The 21365-nt window shown below is 60.5% G+C and carries 19 protein-coding genes; 15 read left to right on the top strand and 4 right to left on the bottom strand.

Annotated features, from left to right (window positions below; translation table 11 throughout):
* Window positions 1-16: 16 nt before the first annotated feature.
* Window positions 17-928, bottom strand: a complete 912-nt coding sequence (locus EQW76_RS06355) for a LysR family transcriptional regulator (protein ID WP_142823551.1) — start codon at window positions 926-928, stop codon at window positions 17-19.
* 171 nt (window positions 929-1099) lie between these two features.
* Between EQW76_RS06355 and EQW76_RS06350 the strand changes: the two genes are divergently transcribed.
* The 4 genes from EQW76_RS06350 to EQW76_RS06335 all read left to right on the top strand — a co-directional run bounded on the left by EQW76_RS06350 (window position 1100) and on the right by EQW76_RS06335 (window position 8511).
* A complete protein-coding gene (locus tag EQW76_RS06350; protein ID WP_142823550.1) occupies window positions 1100-1909 on the top strand; it encodes an alpha/beta hydrolase in 810 nt (269 codons plus the stop codon).
* Between the two features lie 59 nt (window positions 1910-1968).
* Entirely contained in the window at window positions 1969-3171 is a 1203-nt protein-coding gene (locus EQW76_RS06345) for an efflux RND transporter periplasmic adaptor subunit (protein WP_142823549.1), read from the top strand.
* A gap of 126 nt (window positions 3172-3297) precedes the next feature.
* Window positions 3298-6483: an efflux RND transporter permease subunit gene (locus EQW76_RS06340; protein WP_142823548.1), complete on the top strand. Its 3186-nt coding sequence runs from the start codon at window positions 3298-3300 to the stop codon at window positions 6481-6483.
* A gap of 312 nt (window positions 6484-6795) precedes the next feature.
* On the top strand, window positions 6796-8511 hold the full coding sequence (locus EQW76_RS06335; protein ID WP_257625648.1) for an EAL domain-containing protein: 1716 nt from the start codon (window positions 6796-6798) through the stop codon (window positions 8509-8511).
* Between the two features lie 23 nt (window positions 8512-8534).
* On the opposite strand, the gene EQW76_RS06330 is transcribed toward EQW76_RS06335, so the two are convergent.
* Window positions 8535-9548 carry a putative sulfate exporter family transporter gene (locus EQW76_RS06330; protein WP_142823547.1) on the bottom strand — a complete coding sequence of 338 codons (1014 nt, stop codon included), beginning with the start codon at window positions 9546-9548 and terminating at the stop codon, window positions 8535-8537.
* Between the two features lie 104 nt (window positions 9549-9652).
* Between EQW76_RS06330 and EQW76_RS06325 the strand changes: the two genes are divergently transcribed.
* Entirely contained in the window at window positions 9653-10558 is a 906-nt protein-coding gene (locus tag EQW76_RS06325) for a LysR substrate-binding domain-containing protein (protein ID WP_142823546.1), read from the top strand.
* 27 nt (window positions 10559-10585) lie between these two features.
* Here the strand turns inward: EQW76_RS06325 and EQW76_RS29630 are convergent, their stop codons facing one another.
* The gene (locus tag EQW76_RS29630) at window positions 10586-10834 is read right to left on the bottom strand and encodes a hypothetical protein (protein ID WP_244615303.1); all 249 of its coding nucleotides are present in this window, start codon (window positions 10832-10834) and stop codon (window positions 10586-10588) included.
* Between EQW76_RS29630 and EQW76_RS06320 the strand changes: the two genes are divergently transcribed.
* The 8 genes from EQW76_RS06320 (at window position 10715) to EQW76_RS06285 (ending at window position 19062) form a co-directional block, all read left to right on the top strand.
* Window positions 10715-11563, top strand: a complete 849-nt coding sequence (locus tag EQW76_RS06320) for a phosphotransferase (protein WP_244615317.1) — start codon at window positions 10715-10717, stop codon at window positions 11561-11563. The genes EQW76_RS29630 and EQW76_RS06320 overlap by 120 nt on opposite strands.
* A complete protein-coding gene (locus tag EQW76_RS06315) occupies window positions 11560-14001 on the top strand; it encodes an FAD-dependent oxidoreductase (RefSeq protein ID WP_142823544.1) in 2442 nt (813 codons plus the stop codon). The genes EQW76_RS06320 and EQW76_RS06315 overlap by 4 nt, the downstream gene beginning before the upstream one ends.
* 92 nt (window positions 14002-14093) lie before the next feature.
* On the top strand, window positions 14094-14801 hold the full coding sequence (gene ung, locus EQW76_RS06310; RefSeq protein ID WP_142823543.1) for a uracil-DNA glycosylase: 708 nt from the start codon (window positions 14094-14096) through the stop codon (window positions 14799-14801).
* Between the two features lie 447 nt (window positions 14802-15248).
* Window positions 15249-16268 (top strand): porin, encoded by a 1020-nt coding sequence (locus EQW76_RS06305; RefSeq protein WP_142823542.1) that lies wholly within the window; start codon window positions 15249-15251, stop codon window positions 16266-16268.
* A gap of 170 nt (window positions 16269-16438) precedes the next feature.
* Window positions 16439-16735 carry a metalloregulator ArsR/SmtB family transcription factor gene (locus EQW76_RS06300; protein WP_142823541.1) on the top strand — a complete coding sequence of 99 codons (297 nt, stop codon included), beginning with the start codon at window positions 16439-16441 and terminating at the stop codon, window positions 16733-16735.
* A 174-nt stretch (window positions 16736-16909) separates the two neighbouring features.
* A complete protein-coding gene (locus EQW76_RS06295; RefSeq protein WP_142823540.1) occupies window positions 16910-17257 on the top strand; it encodes a metalloregulator ArsR/SmtB family transcription factor in 348 nt (115 codons plus the stop codon).
* Window positions 17258-17506: 249 nt separating this feature from the next.
* Complete coding sequence (locus tag EQW76_RS06290) at window positions 17507-18439, top strand: VOC family protein (protein ID WP_142823539.1); 933 nt, start codon at window positions 17507-17509, stop codon at window positions 18437-18439.
* 11 nt (window positions 18440-18450) lie between these two features.
* Window positions 18451-19062, top strand: a complete 612-nt coding sequence (locus EQW76_RS06285) for an alpha/beta hydrolase (protein WP_142823623.1) — start codon at window positions 18451-18453, stop codon at window positions 19060-19062.
* Window positions 19063-19119: 57 nt separating this feature from the next.
* Here EQW76_RS06285 and EQW76_RS06280 read toward each other — a convergent pair whose 3' ends face one another.
* Window positions 19120-19548 (bottom strand): hypothetical protein, encoded by a 429-nt coding sequence (locus tag EQW76_RS06280; protein ID WP_142823538.1) that lies wholly within the window; start codon window positions 19546-19548, stop codon window positions 19120-19122.
* Window positions 19549-19740: 192 nt separating this feature from the next.
* On the opposite strand from EQW76_RS06280, the gene EQW76_RS06275 reads away from it, so the two are divergent.
* Together EQW76_RS06275 and rutF are read left to right on the top strand one after the other, a co-directional pair.
* Window positions 19741-20637: a DMT family transporter gene (locus EQW76_RS06275; RefSeq protein ID WP_142823537.1), complete on the top strand. Its 897-nt coding sequence runs from the start codon at window positions 19741-19743 to the stop codon at window positions 20635-20637.
* 200 nt (window positions 20638-20837) lie between these two features.
* Window positions 20838-21362: an NADH-dependent FMN reductase RutF gene (gene rutF, locus EQW76_RS06270; RefSeq protein ID WP_202617091.1), complete on the top strand. Its 525-nt coding sequence runs from the start codon at window positions 20838-20840 to the stop codon at window positions 21360-21362.
* Window positions 21363-21365 lie beyond the last annotated feature (3 nt).

Genomic DNA, 21365 nt, shown 5'->3' with positions numbered 1-21365 from the left:
CTGTCGATGTCATGCATCAGAGATCGCCGATGCGCGAGGTGACCAGCAGCTTTGCCAGCCAGTCGACGAAGACGCGGACCTTGTTGCTGAGGTGCCGGTTCGGCGGATAGACGATGTGCAGGGGCAAGGGGTCGCGGTGCCAATCAGGAAGCATTCGCACAAGCTTCCCATCCGCCAACGCTTCGCGGATCATGAAGGCAGGAGCCTGGATGATGCCGAGACCGCTCAGGGCCGCGTTGACGAAGCTTCTGCTATCATTGACCGACAGGATGTAGGTGGGGCTGATCTCAAACGTCTCGTTGGCACGGGAGAACTCGAACGGTATCGTCTTTCCCGTCTGGGCGCGAAAGTAGCTGACGGCGAAGTGTCCGGTTTCGATGTCTTGAGGGGCCTGAAGCGTGCCGAATTTTTCGAGGTAACGCGGTGACGCGCAGGTGACCATCGGAATTTCGCCGACGCGCCGGGCAATCAGGGACTGATCCGTGGGGGTGCCGGCGCGCAGGGCGCAGTCGACGTTCTCGGCGAGATAATCCACCAGCCGGTCGCCGACACCCATGTCGATGCGGATATCGGGATAGCGCAGGTGGAAGTCGCACAGCGCCGGGATAACGATCTCGTCGGCGAAGGCGCCGGCCATTTCGACTCGCAGCCGGCCGCTCGGCAGGCTTTGCGAATTGCTGACGCTGCCGTCGAGCTCCTCGATTTCCGAAAGGATCTGGATCGCGCGCTCGTAGTAAAGAGCGCCGTCGGTGGTAACCATGACACGGCGGGTCGTGCGGTTCAGCAATTTCGTGTGCAGGTGCTGTTCGAGCCCCTGGATGAGTGTCGTTACCGTCGCCTTCGGCATCGACAGGGTCGTGGCTGCGCGCGTGAAATTGCCGGTTTCGACAACACGAGCGAAAGCGCGCATGGCGGAAAGCTGGTCCATCCTGTAATAATCCTGAGCCGGTTTATGGAAAGCTGCTCATTGTTCGAGATCGTGAATAGTCTGATCGAATATAGGGGACTTATCTGTAAAACGGAATAACAATATGTTCCACCCAAGAGATGAGGCGGAATTGATCTCGTTTGGTCGATCCACTCAGTTGGGAGCCCCTCGATGCGTGCCCCGTTTAAGGAAGTTGTGTTGGAAGGCGTGGCCACAGGTCCGGTTTCTGCGCGTGTGTTCTGTGACTCGCTTGACGACAAGACTGCGCCGGTCGTGCTATATCTTCACGGCGGCGCATTTCTGGACAAGGCGGTCTATGTCGGCCGTCCGGTTGCGGAATGCCTGGCAGATGCCGGTGCCATCGTCGTCGATGCGGATTGCAGCGGGCCGACCGACAACGGTTTTCCGAAGTCGCTCGAATATGCCTATGGCGTCCTGGAATATCTTGCGCGCAAGCGCGAGTTGGGTGGCAAGAAGTCGTTATTGCTTGTTGCCGGCGAAGAGTCTGGCGGAAACCTTGCGGCTGGCGTCGCTCTCAAGGCGCGCGACCAGATGCCTGGGATGCTCGACGGTCAGGTGCTGATCTCGCCGCTGCTGGACCCTTTCATGGGCAGCAAGTCGTTTCAGTGCGCCGACAAGAGCGGGATGCGCGAACGCTGGAGCGAGGGCTGGAACCACTATCTGGGTTTCCTCGGTGGTGTCTGCCATCCCTATGCCGCGCCGCGGTTCTGCTCGCGGCTTTCGGGCGTGGCGCCGACCTTGCTGCTGACGGCGGAGGACGATCCGTTGCGCGACGAGAGCGTGGAATATGGCAAATTGCTGGAAAAGGCAGGCGTTTCAGTCCAGCAGCGTATCCTGTCCGCCGGTATGGGCTGGGCAAGAATTTATGGCGGGCAATCGGCCGACGAGCAAACTTGGCAGGGTGATATCCGCAAGAGTTTCAAGAGCTTCGTAGACGATATTCGTGTTCGGCCTGGCTGATTAGAGCCAGTGATCTGCAGCCCGGGATCCCAAGCCGGGGCTGAAAAGGAGAGAATGCAATGACAACCAAAGACAAGCGCTGGGCCCTGTGGGGCGCCGGCATAAGCCTTGCTGCGTCCGTTTTCGGGGCAGCCTTCTATCTCGACCTGCCGCGCGGTGCGGTTGCCAGTGAGCCTGCAAAGGCGGCGGCCCCTGCTGCTGTTCCGGTGACCGTCGCCACGGTAGCGGCTGCGGACGTCACGGCCTGGGAGGAGTTTTCCGGGCGGCTCGAAGCGATCGAACGGGTGTCCATCCGTCCGCGCGTCGCCGGTGCCATCCAGTCGGTCAATTTCCGCGAAGGCGCGCTGGTCAAGCCCGGCGACCTGTTGCTGACCATTGATCCGGCGCCCTATCTGGCGGCCGTAGCCCAGGCAAAGGCGCAGGTCGAAGCCGCCGCTTCGCGCGTCGATCTTGCCAAGCTCGAGCTCGACCGCGGTCGTCGCCTTTCCGACAACAAGACGATTTCGCAGAGCGACCTCGATACACGGGCGAGCGCCTATTCGGAAGCGCAGGCGAATGTCCAGGCGGCCCAGGCAGCCCTGCAGACCGCCCAGCTCAACCTCGACTACACGCAGGTCCGCGCACCGATCGCCGGGCGTGTCGGCAAGCTAGAGGTGACTGTCGGCAATCTCGTCGCTGCCGGCTCGGCGTCGCCGGCGCTGACGACGCTGGTTTCGGTCGATCCGATCTATGCAAGCTTCAATGCCGACGAGCAGGCCGTGACCAGCGCCCTCGCACAACTGACGGCCAATGACGGCGTTGCGCCGCCAGTCGAGCAGATCCCGGTTGAGATCGGTACGACACGCGACAGCGGCACGCCGATCACCGGCAAGCTGCAACTGATCGGCAACGAGGTCGATACGGCCAGCGGCACCATCGGTGTGCGCGCCGTCTTTGCCAATCCGGGCGGCCACCTTATTCCCGGGCAGTTCGTGCGGGTGCGCATGGGCCAGCCTAAGTCGGAGAACAAGATCGTCATCAACGACCGGGCCGTGGGCACCGACCAGGACAAGAAGTTCGTGTTCCTCGTCGGCGCTGACAACAAGCTCGTCTATCGGCAGGTGACGCTCGGCGACCTCAACAACGGCCAGCGTATCGTCGAAGCCGGTCTCGCCGTCGGCGACCGTATCGTCGTCAACGGACTGCAGCGGGTGCGCCCGGGTGCACTGGTCGATCCGCAGCCTGAACAGAAGCCCGAGCAGAAGGTCGCCGCTTCGAAGTAGGCGCCTTCAAGACCGGGAGAGGGCCTCCCGGTCAGTTAAAAATTGCAAATGGCATGAGACCTGCGGCGGAGTTGCCGCGTGGTCCTGCGCAGTGCGTCCACCGTTATCCCTGGAGAGGGCCACATCATGAACATGTCTCGCTTTTTCGTCGACCGACCGGTGTTTGCCGGCGTGCTGTCGGTCCTGATCCTCGTCGGAGGATTGATCGGCATGGGGCTGCTGCCGATTTCGGAATATCCAGAAGTCGTGCCGCCGTCGATTGTCGTTACCGCGCAATATCCGGGCGCCAACCCGAAGGTCATATCCGAGACGGTGGCAACGCCGATCGAAGAGCAGATCAATGGCGTCGAGGGCATGCTCTACATGTCCAGCCAGGCCACATCCAACGGCCTGATGACGCTGACTGTCACCTTCAAGCTCGGCACCGACCCGGACAAGGCGCAACAGCTGGTGCAGAACCGCGTTTCGCAGGCCGAGCCAAGGTTGCCGCAGAACGTCCGCGATCTCGGCATCAACACCGTCAAGAGTTCGCCGGACCTGATGATGGTCGTGCATCTGGTGTCGCCGGATAATCGCTACGATATCACCTACTTGCGCAACTATGCGGTCCTTAACGTGAAGGATCGGCTGGCGCGCATCCAGGGCGTCGGCCAGGTCGAGATCTTCGGCTCGGGCGACTATGCCATGCGTGTCTGGGTCGACCCGCAGAAGACCGCCGAGCGCGGCCTTGCGGCCGACGATATCGCCAATGCCATCCGGGCGCAGAACGTCCAGGCGGCTGCCGGCGTCATCGGCGCTTCTCCGAATCTTACCGGCATCGACGTGCAGCTTAATGTCAATGCGCAGGGTCGCCTGCAGACGCCGGAGGAATTTGGCAATATCATCGTCAAGAGCGGTACCAACGGCGAGATCACCCGCCTGCGCGATGTCGCTCGCGTCGAGCTCGGTGCATCCGATTATTCGCTGCGCTCGCTGCTGGACGGCAAGTCGGCTGTCGCCATCCCGGTGTTCCAAGCGCCCGGCTCCAACGCCATCACCATCTCGGACGAGGTCCACAAGACCATGAACGAGCTGCAGCAGGCGATGCCTGACGGCGTCAAGTACGAGATCGTCTACGACACCACCGAGTTCGTTCGCACGTCGATCGACAAGGTCGTGCACACGTTGCTCGAAGCCATCGCGCTGGTTGTCGTTGTCGTCATCCTGTTCCTGCAGACATGGCGGGCGTCGATCATTCCGCTGGTGGCAGTGCCGGTGTCGATCATCGGTACCTTCGGCGTCATGTACATGTTCGGCTTCTCGATCAACGCACTCAGCCTCTTCGGGCTGGTACTGGCCATCGGTATCGTCGTCGATGACGCCATCGTCGTGGTCGAAAATGTCGAGCGCAACATCGAGAACGGCCTGTCGCCGAGGGATGCCACGTACCGGGCCATGAAGGAAGTGTCGGGCCCGATCGTTGCCATCGCCCTGGTGCTCGTCGCAGTGTTCGTACCGCTCGCGTTCATCTCCGGCCTGTCCGGCCAGTTCTACCGGCAGTTCGCGCTGACGATCGCCATTTCGACGGTGATCTCGGCCTTCAACTCGCTGACGCTGTCGCCGGCGCTGGCATCGCTGCTGCTGCGGGACCACCATGCCCCGAAGGACTGGCTGACGCGGGTTATGGACAAGGGCCTTGGCTGGTTCTTCCGTGGATTCAACACGGTCTTCCAGCGCGGTTCAAACGGCTATGGCCGTGGGGTCGGCGGCATCCTGTCGATGAAAAGCGTCGTCATGGTCGTCTATCTCGCCCTGATCGGTGCCACCTACTTCCTGTTCCAGGCGGTGCCGGGCGGGTTTGTGCCGGCCCAGGACAAGCAGTATCTGATCGGTTTTGCCCAGCTGCCGGATGCGGCCAGTCTCGACCGGACGCAGAATGTCATCGAGCGCATGAGCGAGATCGCGATGAAGGAACCGGGCGTCGAGCATTCGATCGCTTTCCCCGGCCTGTCGATCAACGGCTTCACCAACTCGTCGAATGCCGGCGTCATCTTCGTCAAGCTGAAGCCGTTCGAGGAGCGTACGACACCCGATCTGTCGAGCGGCGCCATCGCCATGCAGCTGAACAAGAAGTTCGGCGGCATCCAGGAAGCGTTCATCGCCATGTTCCCACCGCCGCCCGTCCAGGGCCTCGGCACCACCGGCGGCTTCAAGCTGCAGCTGGAGGACAAGGCGGGGCTTGGCTACCAGGCCCTCGACGAAGCCAACAAGGCGTTTCTGGCCAAGGCCTATCAGGCGCCTGAGCTTGCGGGTCTGTTCTCGAGCTTCCAGATCAACGTACCGCAGCTTTACGCCGACCTCGATCGCGCCAAGGCAGAGCAGCTGGGTGTCTCGGTGACGGATGTCTTCGATACGCTTCAGATCTATCTCGGCTCGCTCTACGTCAACGACTTCAACGCTTTCGGCCGTACCTACAGTGTCCGTGTACAGGCGGATGCGAAGTTTCGGGCTCATCCAGGCGATATCGGGCAGTTGAAGGTGCGCTCGTCGACAGGGCAGATGATCCCGCTTTCGGCGCTACTAAAGGTCGAGGCCAGCACCGGACCTGAGCGGACGACGCGCTACAACGGCTTCCTGGCTGCCGACATCAACGGCGGCGCAGCCCCCGGATTTTCATCCGGCCAGGCGCAGGCAGCAGTAGAGCGGATTGCGGCCGACACTCTGCCAAAGGGTATCGGCTATGAGTGGACGGACCTGACCTACCAGCAGATCATCGCCGGCAATTCCGGACTGATCATCTTCCCGCTGGCCTTGCTGCTCGTGTACCTCGTGCTTGCCGCGCAGTACGAAAGCCTCGCCCTGCCGCTGGCGATCGTCATGATCGTGCCTATGGGGGTCTTTGCGGCGCTGACCGGTGTGTGGCTGATGGGCGGTGATAACAACATCTTCACCCAGATCGGGTTGATGGTGCTGGTCGGGCTATCGGCGAAGAACGCCATCCTGATCGTCGAATTTGCCCGTGAGCTGGAGTTTGTCGGCAGGACGCCCGTTCAGGCTGCCATGGAAGCCAGCCGTCTGCGACTGCGACCGATCCTGATGACCTCGATGGCCTTTATCATGGGCGTCGTGCCGCTGATCACCTCGACGGGTGCGGGCGCCGAGATGCGTGCGGCCATGGGCGTGGCGGTATTCTCCGGCATGATCGGGGTGACATTCTTCGGCATCTTCATGACGCCGGTGTTCTATGTGTTGATCCGCAAGCTATCGGGCAACCGTCCGCTGAAGCAGCATGAAGAGCATAACGCCGAGATCATCCGGATTGCTGCCGAATAAAAGTTGCCTGTTCGGCGCTTGACCTCCTCGAACAGACAGAATGGGCGGATCCGCAAGGGTCCGCCCATTGTCGTTTCTGGAATAAGATATATCTTCGTTTGAGGCTCAAGGCACGGAATGCCATGGCTTTGCCCGTCTGATGTATCACGAAGATAGACGCTCGCGCTTCCTGTGTTTATTAAAATTAGCTAATGAAAAGCTATGTGATCTGAGGTCGGCAAGGCGTGTCACATTGCCTTGGCGTCGGGAGGAGCGGCGATCGCGAAACCATCTATCGATGCAGGTCGGACAGAGCAGGAGTTCCAGGATCTCGTGAGGAGATTGGAGCTGGCGCTGGAGACATCGCAAATTGGTGTCTGGGAGCATGATCTTCGGGATGACACCGTCGTCTGGGACCTTTCCATGCACAGGCTCTACGGGACAGGCCTGTCGGGCAGAGTGACCGGCGACATATGGCTGAATGCAGTTCATCCCGACGACCGCGATAGGGCCTCCGCCGAATTCGATGCAGCCGTGGCCTCCAAAGGCCGATACAACTCGCATTTCCGCATCATTCTCGCCGACGGCCAGACGCGCCACATCCGCTCGAGCGCGCGTTTCTTCGAGGGGCCGGATGGATCTCTATCGATCATCGGCGCCGAGTGGGACGTCACCGCCGATGTCATCCTGACCCGTGAGTTAGCGGAGCAAAAGTCAGTGGCAGAGGCGAGGGCAGTCGCGGTCGAGCGCAGCAAGGGGTTGGTCGAGCACGCTGCCAACCACGATTATCTCACCGGCTTGCCCAATCGCCGCTATTTCGACCGCCATCTTGCCGAACTGTTGAGCGATCCGACGGTCGAGAGCATCGCCGTCATTCATATCGATCTCGACCGGTTCAAGGAGATCAACGACAAGCTTGGCCATGCGGCCGGCGACGCGATGCTGAAGGCCACCGCCGCGCGTCTTTCCGGCGCCGTTTCCGGAGCGAGCATGGTTGCCCGCATCGGAGGCGACGAATTCGTGATCCTGCTGACCAACGTGGCCGAGGCCGGCGCGCTGGAGACGCTGGCCGACGGCGCCCTCTCTGCGCTGCGCGCCGATGTCCCTTTCGCAGCCGGCGTCGTGCAGACGAATGCCTCGGTCGGTATCGCCTGGAACATGACGTCAAAGGCCGGGAATATTCTGGCGGAATCCGATCTGGCGCTGTACCAGGCGAAGAAACTAGGTCGCAACAGGGTGCAGTTTTTCAGTGCAAAGCTGCAATCTGATCTGCTGGGCAAAAGGCAATTGGCCGGCGACCTCAAGCTGGCATTGCAGCGCCACGAAATCATTCCCTATTATCAAGTGCAGGTGGATGCGCGCACTCGCCGTATTTTCGGCCTCGAGGCGCTGGCGCGCTGGAAACATCCGGTGCATGGCCTGATGCTTCCGGGGACCTTCCTCAAGGTTGCCCAGGAATACGGTCTGGAAGCCGAAATCGATGCCGCGGTTCTGGAGCAGGCCCTTGCTGACTACGGACGATGGCGGGCGGAAGGTATCGTGCCGCCGCGCATTGCGGTCAATGTGTCTGCCAAACGGCTCAACGACCCGCAACTGATTCAGAAATTGAACAGGCTCGACATCCCGCCGGAATCCATCGTTTTCGAGCTTGTTGAAACGATTTTCCTCGATGATTGCGAAGATATCGTCGTCTCGAACATCGCGGGTCTGAAGACACTGGGCGTCGATATCGAGATAGACGATTTCGGGTCGGGGCATGCGTCGCTGATCGGGCTGGTCAGCTTGCGGCCGAAGCGGCTGAAGATCGATCGCCAGCTTGTCACCAACATTACCGTGTCGGAAGAACAGCGGCGCCTTGTCGCGTCGATCGTCGAGATTGCCAAGACATTGAATGTCGAAGTCATTGCCGAGGGTGTCGAATCCGAGGAGCATGCCCGGGTGCTGGGAGAGATCGGTTGCGACGGGTTGCAGGGTTTTGCTCTCGGCTATCCGAGCCCGGCAGCCGACATCTTCAAGCTGCTGTCAAAGATGCCAGCAGACAGCGCATAGACCGCGCTGAAACCGCAGGCGTTCTACTGGATCTGCAGAAACGTGATGACGATCCAGCTCAGCCCGCCGAGAACGAGCAACGATAGCGTCGCTGCCGCGATCACCCGGCCGCCGGCATGGCCGACGACCCGAACGTCCACCGACAATCCCAGTGCTGCCATGGCGACCAGCGTCAGCGTGTTGGAGACTAGGTTCATCGGTACAAAGGCAACCTCCGGGATGAGGCCGAATGAACGCAAGCCCATCATCAGCACGAAGCCGACGATGAACCACGGCACGATTGAGTGGTGCTGTGCTGGGAGTTCCGTCTTCACGCCCTTCATCATCGTGCCGATCATGACGATGACGGGGCCGAGCATCAGCACGCGCACGAGCTTGACCAGCGTGCCCGTCTGGACGGCCAGCAAGCCGGCAGGTGCCGTTGCAGCCAGCACCTGCGGCACGGCATAAACCGTCAAGCCGGCAAGTACGCCGTATTGCGACGGGCTGAGACCTGCCCTGACGAACAGCACCGGCAACAGGAACACCGCGAAAACGCCGAGCACGGCGGTGAAGGCCAGTGCGGCAGTGATTTCCTCGGCGTCGGCCTCGATGACCGGCGCAACGGCGACAATGGCAGAGTTGCCGCAGATGGCATTGCCGCAGGCGATCAGCGTCGCCAGCTTGCCCGGAAGCCCCAGCAGCCTGCCGATGGCGTAACTGATGGCTATCGACATCAGGACCAGCCCGGCAATCGCGCCGATCAACGGTAACCCAGCGCCCCGGATTGCCGACAGGCTGATCGATGCACCCAGCAGCACGATCGCCAATTCCAGCAGGATCTTGGCGCTGAAATCGATACCCGCGCGCATCGAGGGCATGTGCGGCAGTGCGGTTCGAACGGCGATGCCGAAGCCAATCGCCAGGATGAGACCTTCGATCCATCGGCCGCCAAGCAGCACAACCTCAAGCTTTTCGACCGCCACTGCAGCCAGTGCGACGGCAAGACAAAGTGCCAATCCTGGCAGGATGTGACGTGAGCGCGAGGCGATAGACATGGGTCACCTTCTTTGGTCTGGTGCCCGGACTGTCCTACAGCGAGTTGTAGATTTCCATCGAATATTATGGGATGTTTCGTTCGATTAAAACGAACGGTTGGCTTATGACGTTTGAACAGCTTGCCATCTTCGTCGCCGTTGCCGAGCGGGAGCACCTGACCCGCGCCGCGCAAGCCATACGGCTGACGCCGTCAGCCGTCAGCGCCTCGATCAAGAACCTCGAGGCATTCTATGGCGTGGAACTGTTTCATCGCGTCGGACGGCGGATCGAGCTGACGCAGACGGGACGGGTGTTTCTGAACGAGGCGCGGGCGACATTGGCGCGCGTACGCGCGGCCGAACTGATGTTGTCGGAGCTCGGCGGGCTGCAGCGCGGCCAACTCAATCTCTATGCCAGCCAGACCATCGCCAGCTACTGGTTGCCGCCGGTCATGATACGCTTCCACCAGGCCTATCCCGGCATCGACCTCAGCCTGACCATCGGCAATACCCGCACCGTCGCGGATGCAGTCATCGCCGGCGAGGCGGAACTCGGGCTGGTGGAGGGGGAGATCGACGCACCGGAACTGTCGTCCGCCGTTGTTGCAAGCGATGCGCTATCGGTGGTGGTGGCGCCGGACCACCCGTGGGCGGATGGCCGGGCGCTGTCAGCAGCCAACCTCGTTGCCGACAGTCTCTGGGTGATGCGCGAGAAAGGGTCGGGCACCCGCTCGGCCTTCGAGGAGGCTATGCGGGGCTTCGGCATCGTGCCGCAGGACATGCAGGTCGCGCTGGTCTTTCCATCCAACGAAGCGGTTCTATCGGCTGTGCAGGCAGGCGCCTGCGCGGCGGCGATTTCCAGCGTCTCGGCCAGTCTCTATCTGCAACAGGGGCTTTTGGTGAAGGCGGCCTTCGAGCTACCGGCCCGCAGTTTTCGCCTGCTGCGCCACAAGGAACGGCACGCCAGCAAGGCGTCCATCGCGCTGGAACAGATGTGCCGCGTTGTTACACCTCGAGCCAGCGCCTCTTGAGACGCCTGCGGTGCGGCTCCAAATTGGTCAGAATGCTTGACTTTCCGGCATTATCCTTGACAGTCCGGCAATTGTGACGAAATTTCGGGTCAGCTCTTCTGCAATGGGAGAACCGGCATTATCGACAAGCCCGAGGATCGTATTCGCGCGCTCGATATCTGGCATGGGCCAATCGAGATCGCTGCCCTGACCGGCGGCATCACCAACCGCAACTATCTTGTAAGGGACGGTTCGCGGCGCCGTGTCGTGCGTCTCGGCTCCGATATTCCGGTTCATCATATCGTCCGTGCCAACGAGCTGGCGGCCAGCCTGGCTGCCCATGCTGCCGGCTTGTCTCCCGATGTCGTCTATCATGAGCCCGGCATTCTCGTACTCGACTACATCGACGCGCCGGCGCTGTCGGCCGAGGTGCTCGGGCGGCCGGATATGCTGGAGCGTGTCGTGCTGCTGGTGCGCGATGCTCATCGCAGGGTTGGCGGCCACCTGCGCGGCGCTGCCGGGATGTTCTGGTCGTTTCATATCATTGCCGACTACGCATCGACGCTCCGGGATATCGGGAGCCGCTACGAGCCCCTGATGCACGGATTGCTGGACAAGATGAGGAGGCTGGAGAAGGCGGCGGGACCGTTTGACATCGTCTTCTGCCATAACGACCTGCTGGCCAGCAATTTTCTTGACGACGGTCACCGGCTTTGGCTTATCGACTGGGACTATGCCGGCTTCAATACGCCGCTGTTCGATCTCGGCGGGCTTGCCTCCAATGCCGGATTTTCCGCCGATCAGGAGGCCGCCATGCTGGATATCTACCACGACGGCGTCGGGGAAAGAGGATTGAAGCGCCGCTACGAGGCGATGAAATGTGCATCGCTTTTGCGCGAAACGCTCTGGAGCATGGTGTCCGAAGCCTATTCCACGATAGAGTTCGACTACGTCGCCTATACCGCCGACAACATGGCGCGTTTCGAGCGCGCCTATCAGCTGTTTGATATCGAGGAACGTCGATGAAGGAACTGCCCGGGACAGCAAAAGCAGTCGTCATCGGCGGCGGCATCATCGGTTGTTCTACCGCCTATCACCTCGCCAAGCTCGGCTGGACGGATACCGTTCTTCTCGAGCGCCGGAAGCTGACGTCCGGGACGACGTTTCACGCGGCGGGACTAGTCGGCCAGTTGCGCTCCAACGCCAACATCACCCAGCTGCTCGGCTATTCCGTCGATCTCTACAAGCGGCTGGAGGCGGAGACGGGTCTTGCGACCGGCTGGAAGATGAATGGCGGTCTGCGCCTTGCCTGCAACGAGGAGCGCTGGATCGAGGTCAAGCGCCAGACGACGACCGCCCAGTCGTTCGGCCTCGACATGCAGTTGCTGACGCCATCGGAGGCGCTGTCGCTCTGGCCGCTGATGCAGGTCGACGACCTCATCGGTGCTGCCTACCTTCCCACCGACGGGCAGGCAAATCCCTCCGATATCACCCAGGCGCTGGCGCGCGGTGCGCGCATGGCCGGCGCTGCGATCTTCGAGGATACGGAAGTGCTCGACATCGAGATCGACAAGGGCCGCATCCGCGCCGTCCTCACCGATCGCGGTCGGATCGAGTGCGAGCGGGTCGTCGTCTGCGCTGGCCAGTGGACGCGGGATTTCGCGGCCCGCTTCGGCGTCAACGTGCCGCTTGTCTCGGTCGAGCATCAATATATCATCACCGAATCCTTCGGCGTGCCCTCGAACCTGCCGACATTGCGCGACCCGGATCGGCTCACCTATTACAAAGAGGAGGTCGGCGGTCTCGTCATGGGCGGCTACGAGCCCAACCCGATCGCCTGGGCAGTCGACGGCATACCTAAGGATTTCCATTTCTCTCTGCTCGATTCCAATTTCGATCATTTCGGGCCGATCATGGAGCAGGCACTCGCCCGCGTTCCGGCACTGGAAACGGCAGGTATCAAGCAACTGCTGAACGGGCCGGAAAGTTTTACGCCCGACGGCAATTTCATCCTCGGCGAGGCGCCGGAGCTGCGTAACTTTTTCGTCGGCGCCGGCTTTAATGCCTTCGGCATTGCATCTGCCGGCGGTGCCGGCATGGCTCTGGCGGAATGGGTCTCGAAGGGACAGCCTCCCTACGACCTCTGGCCTGTCGACATTCGTCGCTTCGGCCGGCCGCATTTCGACACCGACTGGGTGCGCAGCCGGACGCTGGAGGCTTACGGCAAGCACTACACCATGGCCTGGCCGTTCGAGGAACATGCGAGCGGACGTCCCTGCCGCAAATCGCCGCTCTATGACCGCCTGAAGGCGCAAGGGGCCTGCTTCGGAGAAAAACTCGGCTGGGAGCGGCCGAACTGGTTTGCCGACCTTTTTGCCGGGGAGGAGCCCCGCGATATCTACACCTACGGTCGGCAGAACTGGTTCCATGCCGTTGGCCGCGAACATAAGGCCGTGCGCGAATCCGTCGTCATCTTCGACCAGACGTCGTTTGCGAAATTCGTGCTGAAGGGGAGAGATGCCGAAGCGGCGCTCACTTGGATCGCCTCCAACGACGTGGCGAGGCCGGTCGGATCGCTGATCTACACCCAGATGCTCAACGACCGGGGCGGCATCGAATGCGATCTGACGGTCGCTCGCCTGGCAGACAACGAATACTACATCACCACCGGTACCGGCTTTGCCACTCACGACTTCGACTGGATCAGCCGCAATATCCCCAAGGGTCTGCAGGCCGAACTGGTGGAGGTGACATCGGGCTACTGCGTGCTGTCGCTGATGGGGCCGCAATCGCGCGCCGTGCTCCAGCAGGTGACCCGCGCCGACGTCTCGAATGCCGCCTTTCCGTTTGGCCAAGTGCGCACCATCGGTATCGCCGGGGCACCTGTGCGGGCGCTGCGCATTACCTATGTAGGTGAACTCGGCTTCGAGCTGCATGTGCCGGTGGAAAATGCCGGGGCGGTCTACGATGCACTGATGACGGCCGGTGCCGCGCATCATCTGGTCAATGCCGGATACCGGGCGATCGAAAGCTGCCGGCTGGAAAAGGGTTATCGGGCCTGGGGTGCCGACATCGGCCCGGACCACACGCCGATCGAAGCCGGGCTTGGCTGGGCCGTAAAGAAGAACGCTGATTTCAGGGGGCGGGCGGCCATCGAGGAGCAGCGCAAGTCCGGCGTCAAGAAGCTGCTGGCCTGTTTCGTGCCGGAGGACCGCGATACGGTGCTGCTCGGACGGGAAACCATCTACCGCGATGGCCAACGCGTCGGGTGGCTGTCGAGCGGTGGCTTCGGATACACGGTCGACCGGCCGATCGGCTACGGGTACGTCCGCAACGCTGCCGGGGTCACAGCCGATTTCGTCATGTCGGGACGCTATACGCTCGACGTTGCGATGCGACGCGTGCCCTGTACTGTCTCGCTGAAGCCGCTCTACGATCCGCAGATGGCTCGTATCAGAGCCTAAAGGCTGTGGCTTTAAGGACATCCCCGACGTCGTTTTGTTGACTTGGGCAGCATTTCGCCATCACGGTGGAGGCCTAACAAGGAGCCAAGTGAATGCCGGAGGCGGGAGTAAAGCTGGAGGAAAGCTGGAAGAATGCGCTGTCGGCGGAATTCTCCAGCCCCTACATGGAAAAGCTCAAGGCCTTCCTGGTTGAGGAAAGGCAAAACGGCAAGACCATCTTTCCGCGCGGGCCTGAATATTTCCGCGCGCTCGACCTGACGCCCTTGCATGATGTCAAGGTGGTGATCCTCGGTCAGGATCCCTATCACGGCCTCGGGCAGGCGCACGGCCTTTGCTTCAGCGTCCGGCCGGGTGTGCGCACGCCGCCGTCGCTGGTCAATATCTACAAGGAGATGCAGGCCGATCTCGGCATTCCACCGGCACGCCACGGGTTTCTCGAAAGCTGGGCCCGGCAGGGCGTACTTTTGCTGAACAGCGTGCTGACCGTCGAGGAGTCTCGCGCCGCGTCCCATCAGGGCAAGGGTTGGGAAAGGTTTTCCGATGCCGTGATCCGGGCCGTCAACGATCAATGCGAGCATGTCGTCTTCCTTCTATGGGGTGCCTATGCGCAGAAGAAAGCCGCATTCGTCGACGCGTCGCGCCATCTGGTGCTGAAATCCGCACATCCGTCGCCGCTTTCGGCCCATAACGGATTTCTCGGATCCAGACCTTTCTCCAAGGCCAACGCCTATCTTGAGCAACACGGACGCACGCCGATTGACTGGGCGCTCCCGGAAAATCCAGGCGCCGGCCAGGCTTAGGGCCGCAATCGACGCCAGAGATCTCCCACCGAAATTCCAGGCGTGCCGAACGCCATGGCGGCCAGCGCTAGCCCGATGCGGACTAGCGCTGGCCTTACCGATGATTCTCAAGTAAAAATTAAAATATTAGAGATGCAGATATGTTTGTTTTCGATATATTGACTTGATAAAATACAATTACGGGAATTTATTAGAATAACAAACATATTTACTATAATAATAAGTTACATGGCTGCAACATAGATCTAAGTTTATATTGTTCAAGTGCGTACCTAATACAAAATCTTTGTTGTCATATTATCGTGATGCGATGATATTCGAATTGTAAATCGAAGACTTCTGCTTCGGTTTTGATCTGTAAGGGTCTCAACAAATTGGTGCTTTCAAAATTGTGTATTGATTTACGCAAGCGAAGAATTGTGCCGAGATAACACATCGGGAGCTTTCATGAATATCAAATCTCTTCTTCTCGGATCCGCTGCAGCGCTCGCTGTTGTATCTGGTGCACATGCGGCCGACGCAATCGTCGCTGCCGAACCGGAACCGCTGGAATATGTCCGCATCTGCGACGCATACGGCGCCGGCTACTTCTACATTCCAGGCAGCGAAACTTGCCTCAAGATCGGCGGCATGATCCGCAACGATACTTACTGGCACGATGCCTACAATCCTTTTGGTGCCTTTGGGACCAAGAACTACACCCGCGCTGAACTCTCGTTCAACTCCGCAACGGACACTGAATATGGTCCCTTGAAGACGGCGACGACGCTGCGCTTTAACTATTCGGAAGGCGTAAATTCGGATGCCTCTCCGCTGATCGCCTATATTTCGCTCGGCGGCTTCCTCATCGGTCGGCAGGACTCGCAGTATAACGAATACATGGGCTATGCCGGCAACGTCATCAACGATGATGTGATCGGAGATGGACCTTACGAGCTGAACCAGCTCACCTATTCCTACGACTCCGGCACCGGCTTCACCGGTGTGATCTCGCTCGAAGATTCCTATTCCAGCGTAGCCTATGACCACTATGCTCCCGACGTCGTTGCCGGGCTCGGCTACAAGGCCGGCGCATTCGGGATCAAGGTTGCGGGCGGTTACGACTCTGTCGCCGAAGAAGGCGCAGTCAAGGTACGCCTCGATGCAGACTTCGGCACAGTCAGCGCATTCCTGATGGGTGCCTGGAACACCGACGGCAACACGACCAACAAGTACGCCAATGGCGACCCCTTTGGCACCACGGGTGACTGGGCTGTCTGGGGCGGCGGCACTGCAAAGTTCAGCGAAAAGCTGAGCTGGAACGTGCAGTTGGCCTATGCTGACAACAAGACCTTCGAAGCAACCACCAACCTTGCCTTCTTCCCGGTCAAGGGCCTCAAGCTCCAGCCGGAAATCACCTACGTCAACTATGACAACGTCGATAAAAGCGTTTGGGCAGGCGTTCTCCGCGTCCAGCGCAACTTCTAATCCCGACACCTGGCATCTGCCAGGTTGAGGATCCCGTGGGTGAATGCCTGCGGGGAAAGACTGATCGGTTGACCTCCGGTCCGAACGGAAAAGGTCCGGCATCCCAGCTGGGCCTTTTCTGTTTCATCCTGGAAGATATTGGAAATTAAAAACAAGCACAGGAGCAGACCATGGGTGCCGAGCAGCAGGAAAAACTGATGCGTGATCAAGCCTCGCTCCTGGCGATGATGGCCAACCCGGCGAGACTGACTATCCTGCGACTTCTTCTCGAGGAAGAGAGATCGGTCGGGCAGCTGGCCACGCAAGTGGGGTTAAGCGAAAATGCCACCTCCATGCACCTGGCAAAGCTGAGACGGGGACGGGTCGTCACTACCAAGAGGAAGGCTCAGAACATCTTTTACGCCGCGAAATCGATCAACGTGGTTGTCATCCTGAATGCTCTGGACGCGATATCGCATAATTTCTAGTTGGCGAATTCTTCGAATAAATACTTTCATGCGAAATATAAAATATAGCTATAAATCCCGATATTTATTTTTCTACGGCCAAGTTGCCTTTTGTTCCTCTAATCAATAGAAAATAGAAGTGGAACAGCAGCAATAGTTTAAAATTCCGGGGGCGGGATTTGGGGAGATTTCTTGGTGGTACCGTCGGGGGACGATGATTTTGGCATATATGGGGAAGAGGTGCAGAGGGCCGCTGCAGCGCAATCCGATTTTCTTGGGATCATGGCAAACCGCCATCGCCTGCACATCCTGTTTTTGTTGCTCGAAAGCGAGCATTCTGTTCGCGATCTGATGCGGGAGCTGAATGAAACTCCGGTTGGCGTCTCGCGTCACCTGACGATCCTTCGTGACAACAACATCGTCCGCAGCCGCCGCTGCGGCAAGAACGTCCGCTATTCGCTCACATGTCCGCACACAGTCCAGATGGTGAAAGCCATCGCCGAAATCTGTTGCCAGCGCGATAAAGAGGTCGAGGAGGAATAGGCGGGTTCATGCTCTGCATCATCCGAAGCTGCGGCACCTGGGCTGCAAGCGTTTGATCGAAGGCTGCAAATTGCGCCGACTACCCTTCCGACTGTTCCCGATCGCGCATAGCGTGAACGACATCGATAGATCGTTCACGATCTGGAGACAATCCGTCCGGGTCTTGCGGTCTATCGCAAAAGCCTGACAGCGACCATCTTCACCCCATGGAACCGGTCGATACGACCGGGCAGAACAAAGGGGTTTGACATGCTTGACCAGATCAAAGGCCTCCACCACGTCACGTCGATGGCAGAGAATGCCCGCACCAACAACAAGTTCTTCACCCAGACGCTAGGCCTTCGCCGCGTCAAGAAGACTGTCAATTTCGATGCACCGGATGTGTACCATCTCTATTACGGCGACGAAGTCGGCGCGCCCGGCTCGGTAATGACCTATTTTCCGTTCCCGAAGATGGCGCGTGGCCGTCCCGGTACGGGCGAGGTCGGCACCACGGTGTTCTCGGTTCCCGAAGGTTCGCTGGGTTACTGGACGGATCGTCTCGCAGCGCAGGGCATCGCCGGTCTCAAGGCCGATGAATCCTTCGGCCAGAAGCGCCTGCACTTTGCCGGTCCTGATGGCGACGACCTTGCGCTTGTCGAGGTCCGGGACGATCTGCGCCAGCCCTGGCTGCACGCAGGCATCGAGGCCGACCACGCGATCCGCGGCTTTCACTCGGTGTCGATGCGCCTGCGCGACGACGGTGCGACGGACGAACTGCTGCGATACATGGGCTATCAGGTTGCCGAAACCCATGAGGGCACAAAGCGGCTGGTCATCCCGGGCGGCAATGGCGCCGATTTCATCGATCTCGAAACCATGCCGAACATCGCCCGTTCGCTGCCGGGGGCAGGGTCCGTGCACCACGTTGCCTTCTCAGTCGAAAATCGCGCCAAGCAGCTCGAAGTGCGCAAGCTGCTGATGGATACCGGTCATCAGGTCACGCCAGTCATCGATCGCGACTACTTCTGGGCGATCTACTTCCGCACGCCGAGCGGCGTCCTGTTCGAGATTGCCACAAACGAACCTGGCTTCGATCGCGACGAGGATACCGCACATCTCGGCGAGGCACTGAAGCTGCCACCACAGCATGCGCATCTGCGCCCACTGCTGGAAGAACATCTCGAGCCACTCGACGCTTGAGGCAGGAGGTCATCATGACATCGACATATGTGCACCGGCTGCGAGCCGGTGCGCCGGGAAAGCCGATATTTTTCGTCTTTCACGGCACAGGCGGCGATGAGAACCAGTTTTTCGACTTTGCCAGCCAGCTGCTGCCGGAGGCGACCATCGTCTCGCCGCGCGGCGACGTTGCCGAACATGGGGCTGCCCGTTTTTTCCGGCGCACCGGCGAGGGCGTCTACGACATGGACGATCTCGCCCGGGCGACGACGAAGATGGTCGGCTACGTCAAAAGCCTGGCGGATGAGCACCAGGCGTCGGCAGTCATCGGCCTCGGCTTTTCGAATGGGGCCAATATCCTTGCCAATGTCCTGATCGAGGCAGGCAATCTTTTCGACGCCTCGGTGCTGATGCATCCGCTGATCCCGTTCGAACCGCGCGACAATGCCGGCCTGGCGGGCTCGAAGGTGCTGATCACGGCCGGCGAGCGAGACCCGATTGCACCGGCCTCCCTGACAAAGGCGCTTGCGGATTACTTCGTCCGGCAGAAGGCGGATGTGACGCTCGAATGGCATCCGGGCGGTCACGATATCCGGCCGAACGAGATCGACGCGGTGCGGACGCTACTTGCAGCCTATGCCTAAATGAGATCTGCGATCCGGCGCGGCGGCCCAAGGGCCCTGCGCCGGCGCGAGCCACGTCTACTTTGCGCTCAGCATTTGCTGGAGGGCGAGTGCCTCTTCGTCAGCCGCGTGCTGGCCGGCCGCGTCGAGATAGGGCTGGCTGCAATATTGCTTAAGGCCTGCTGTGTCGCGTGCATCCGCTTGCCCGTGAGCGGTCCTGATCGCCACCTTTCGCCAGGCGCAGCCGAGCATCGGGTCGGGCTTGATCGCACCGTCGCAACCGGTGCTGAGGCACGTGGCGACAGTGCTTTGCGCCTGATATTTGCCGGCGATCGCATCGTTGAAATCGCCGGTCCAGCTCTTGCGCACGCTTTCACAGCCTGTCGCATTGCTGCTCTGGCGGCAATCGACGGCGGCGTTGATGTAGTCGCTGGCAGGCGGCCAGAGGGGAGCGTCGATCAGGCTGACGCAGCCACATGCCAAAAGCCCAGCCATCAAAGCATTCATACCACTCTCCCGAATCGCTGCCGATAAGACCATGAAAAGGCTTGCGTGGACATGGAGGAGGACGACGGCCACCAGTGGCAGTTGGGCCACCAATCGCCGTTATCTGATCCGTTATCCCAAAGGGCGCAACGCCTGCTTGCAGGTGGTTGCCTAGCTCGCTAATGGTCAGCCTTCAAGTCCAGGGGGATCGTCGTGACGCTTGCCGAGCAGAGCCAATATCGTCTGGGCGTTCTCTATGTGGCGCTGTCTGCGCTGGCCTGGTCCTCGGCCGGGCTGTTCATGCGGGCGATCCATGCCGATCTGATGACCATCCTTTTCTATCGCGGCATCGTCTCGGGCGGCGGGGTATTCCTGCTTTTCCTGTTCATCGAACGCGGTGGCGCGTGGCGCATCATCGGGGCGATGCGCGGGCCGTCGTTTGCCGCGATGTTTTTCTCGACGGGCGCGATGATCAGCGGCATCGGCTCCATCTATTACACCTCCGTCGCCGACTCGATGGTGATTTACGCCACGGTGCCCTTCATCACCGCCGGCGTCGCCTTCCTGTATATCCGCGAGCGCCCCAGTGCCGCGACGATGATTGCGGCGGGAGTGGCGCTGGTTGGGGTCCTGGTAATGCTGACGGGCGATAGCACCGGCAGTGGAAGCTGGTTCGGGCGCGCCCTTGCGGCCATCATGACCCTGATGGTATCCGGACTTGCAGTCGTCATGCGCCGTCACCGCGATGTGCCGATGCTGCCGGCCATGGCTGCATCCGGCTGGCTGTGCTCACTGGTGTGTTTCTGGTTCGCATCGCCAGGGTCCGTCTCGGGAAGTGACGCCGGGCTGATCGTGGCCTTCGGATTGATCCAGAATGCGCTTGGGCTTAGCCTCTACACATTCGGATCCCGTCTCATTCCCGCTGCCGATGCCAGCCTGCTGACCGCGCTCGAGGTTCCTTTGACGCCGCTCTGGGTGTGGATATTCTTCAGCGAGACGCCATCGAGCGCGACGATGATCGGCGGGCCGATCGTGCTTGTCGCATTGTTTGGCCATATTTTCACGGAGGTCCGGCGCAACCGGGCGCCGATGGTCGTCAATCCCGGCTGAGCGCCGGAGGGCGTCAAAACCGTCATCGACATTGTGCATCGCAACATTTTTCGAAGTATGCGGTTGACGATAGCGGATTCGGGGGAATGTATTGTCTCGTGCCCGCCGTTGGGCGAAATGCTTTTGCTTGAGACGCACCGATCCGGCGTCTAGTTTGCGGCCCGGAACCGCACCTGCCGCCTGAAATTATGGGGATGAACATGAAAACGTCTGCAGCCACCGACCAGAAGATACCCGTGGCTGATGCCGAAGCGTTGCGGCTCACCTTCCGCGATGCCATGGCGCGCATGGCGGCAGCCGTCAATATCGTCACCAGCAACGGTCCGGGAGGTCTTGCCGGCTTTGCCGCGACTGCCGTGTGCAGCGTCACCGACAGTCCGCCGACGCTTCTGGTGTGCCTGAACCGCAATGCCTCCGTCTATCCCGCTGTCGCTGCCAATGGCGTGCTCTGCGTGAACGTCCTGTCGGAGAGCCATCAGGATCTGTCGCGCCTCTTCGGCGGCAAGACGCCGGTTGCCGAGCGCTTTGCAGCCGCCGAGTGGTCCGAACTGGTGACCGGATCGCCGGCGCTCGAGGACGCGCTGGTGTCGTTCGATTGCCGGATCGCCCAGCGCGCCGAGGTCGGCACGCACGAAGTGCTGATGTGCGAAGTCGAGGCGATCCGTCGGCGCGATGGCGGGCAGGGTCTCGTCTATTTCGACCGCAATTATCACACGGCCGGCTGATCC

Source organism: Rhizobium sp. rho-13.1 (assembly GCF_007000305.1).
Taxonomy (GTDB): domain Bacteria; phylum Pseudomonadota; class Alphaproteobacteria; order Rhizobiales; family Rhizobiaceae; genus Rhizobium; species Rhizobium rhododendri.
The sequence above is the reverse complement of the archived record's forward strand: the minus strand, read 5'-3'. Positions and strand labels throughout refer to the sequence as shown.

Coding starts and splice junctions, on each gene's coding strand:
- EQW76_RS06355 (WP_142823551.1), bottom strand. CDS start 928: ATGGACCAGCTTTCCGCCATGCGCGCTTTCGCTCGTGTTGTCGAAACC.
- EQW76_RS06350 (WP_142823550.1), top strand. CDS start 1,100: ATGCGTGCCCCGTTTAAGGAAGTTGTGTTGGAAGGCGTGGCCACAGGT.
- EQW76_RS06345 (WP_142823549.1), top strand. CDS start 1,969: ATGACAACCAAAGACAAGCGCTGGGCCCTGTGGGGCGCCGGCATAAGC.
- EQW76_RS06340 (WP_142823548.1), top strand. CDS start 3,298: ATGAACATGTCTCGCTTTTTCGTCGACCGACCGGTGTTTGCCGGCGTG.
- EQW76_RS06330 (WP_142823547.1), bottom strand. CDS start 9,548: ATGTCTATCGCCTCGCGCTCACGTCACATCCTGCCAGGATTGGCACTT.
- EQW76_RS06325 (WP_142823546.1), top strand. CDS start 9,653: ATGACGTTTGAACAGCTTGCCATCTTCGTCGCCGTTGCCGAGCGGGAG.
- EQW76_RS29630 (WP_244615303.1), bottom strand. CDS start 10,834: ATGAACCGGAATATCGGAGCCGAGACGCACGACACGGCGCCGCGAACC.
- EQW76_RS06315 (WP_142823544.1), top strand. CDS start 11,560: ATGAAGGAACTGCCCGGGACAGCAAAAGCAGTCGTCATCGGCGGCGGC.
- ung (WP_142823543.1), top strand. CDS start 14,094: ATGCCGGAGGCGGGAGTAAAGCTGGAGGAAAGCTGGAAGAATGCGCTG.
- EQW76_RS06305 (WP_142823542.1), top strand. CDS start 15,249: ATGAATATCAAATCTCTTCTTCTCGGATCCGCTGCAGCGCTCGCTGTT.
- EQW76_RS06300 (WP_142823541.1), top strand. CDS start 16,439: ATGGGTGCCGAGCAGCAGGAAAAACTGATGCGTGATCAAGCCTCGCTC.
- EQW76_RS06290 (WP_142823539.1), top strand. CDS start 17,507: ATGCTTGACCAGATCAAAGGCCTCCACCACGTCACGTCGATGGCAGAG.
- EQW76_RS06280 (WP_142823538.1), bottom strand. CDS start 19,548: ATGAATGCTTTGATGGCTGGGCTTTTGGCATGTGGCTGCGTCAGCCTG.
- rutF (WP_202617091.1), top strand. CDS start 20,838: ATGAAAACGTCTGCAGCCACCGACCAGAAGATACCCGTGGCTGATGCC.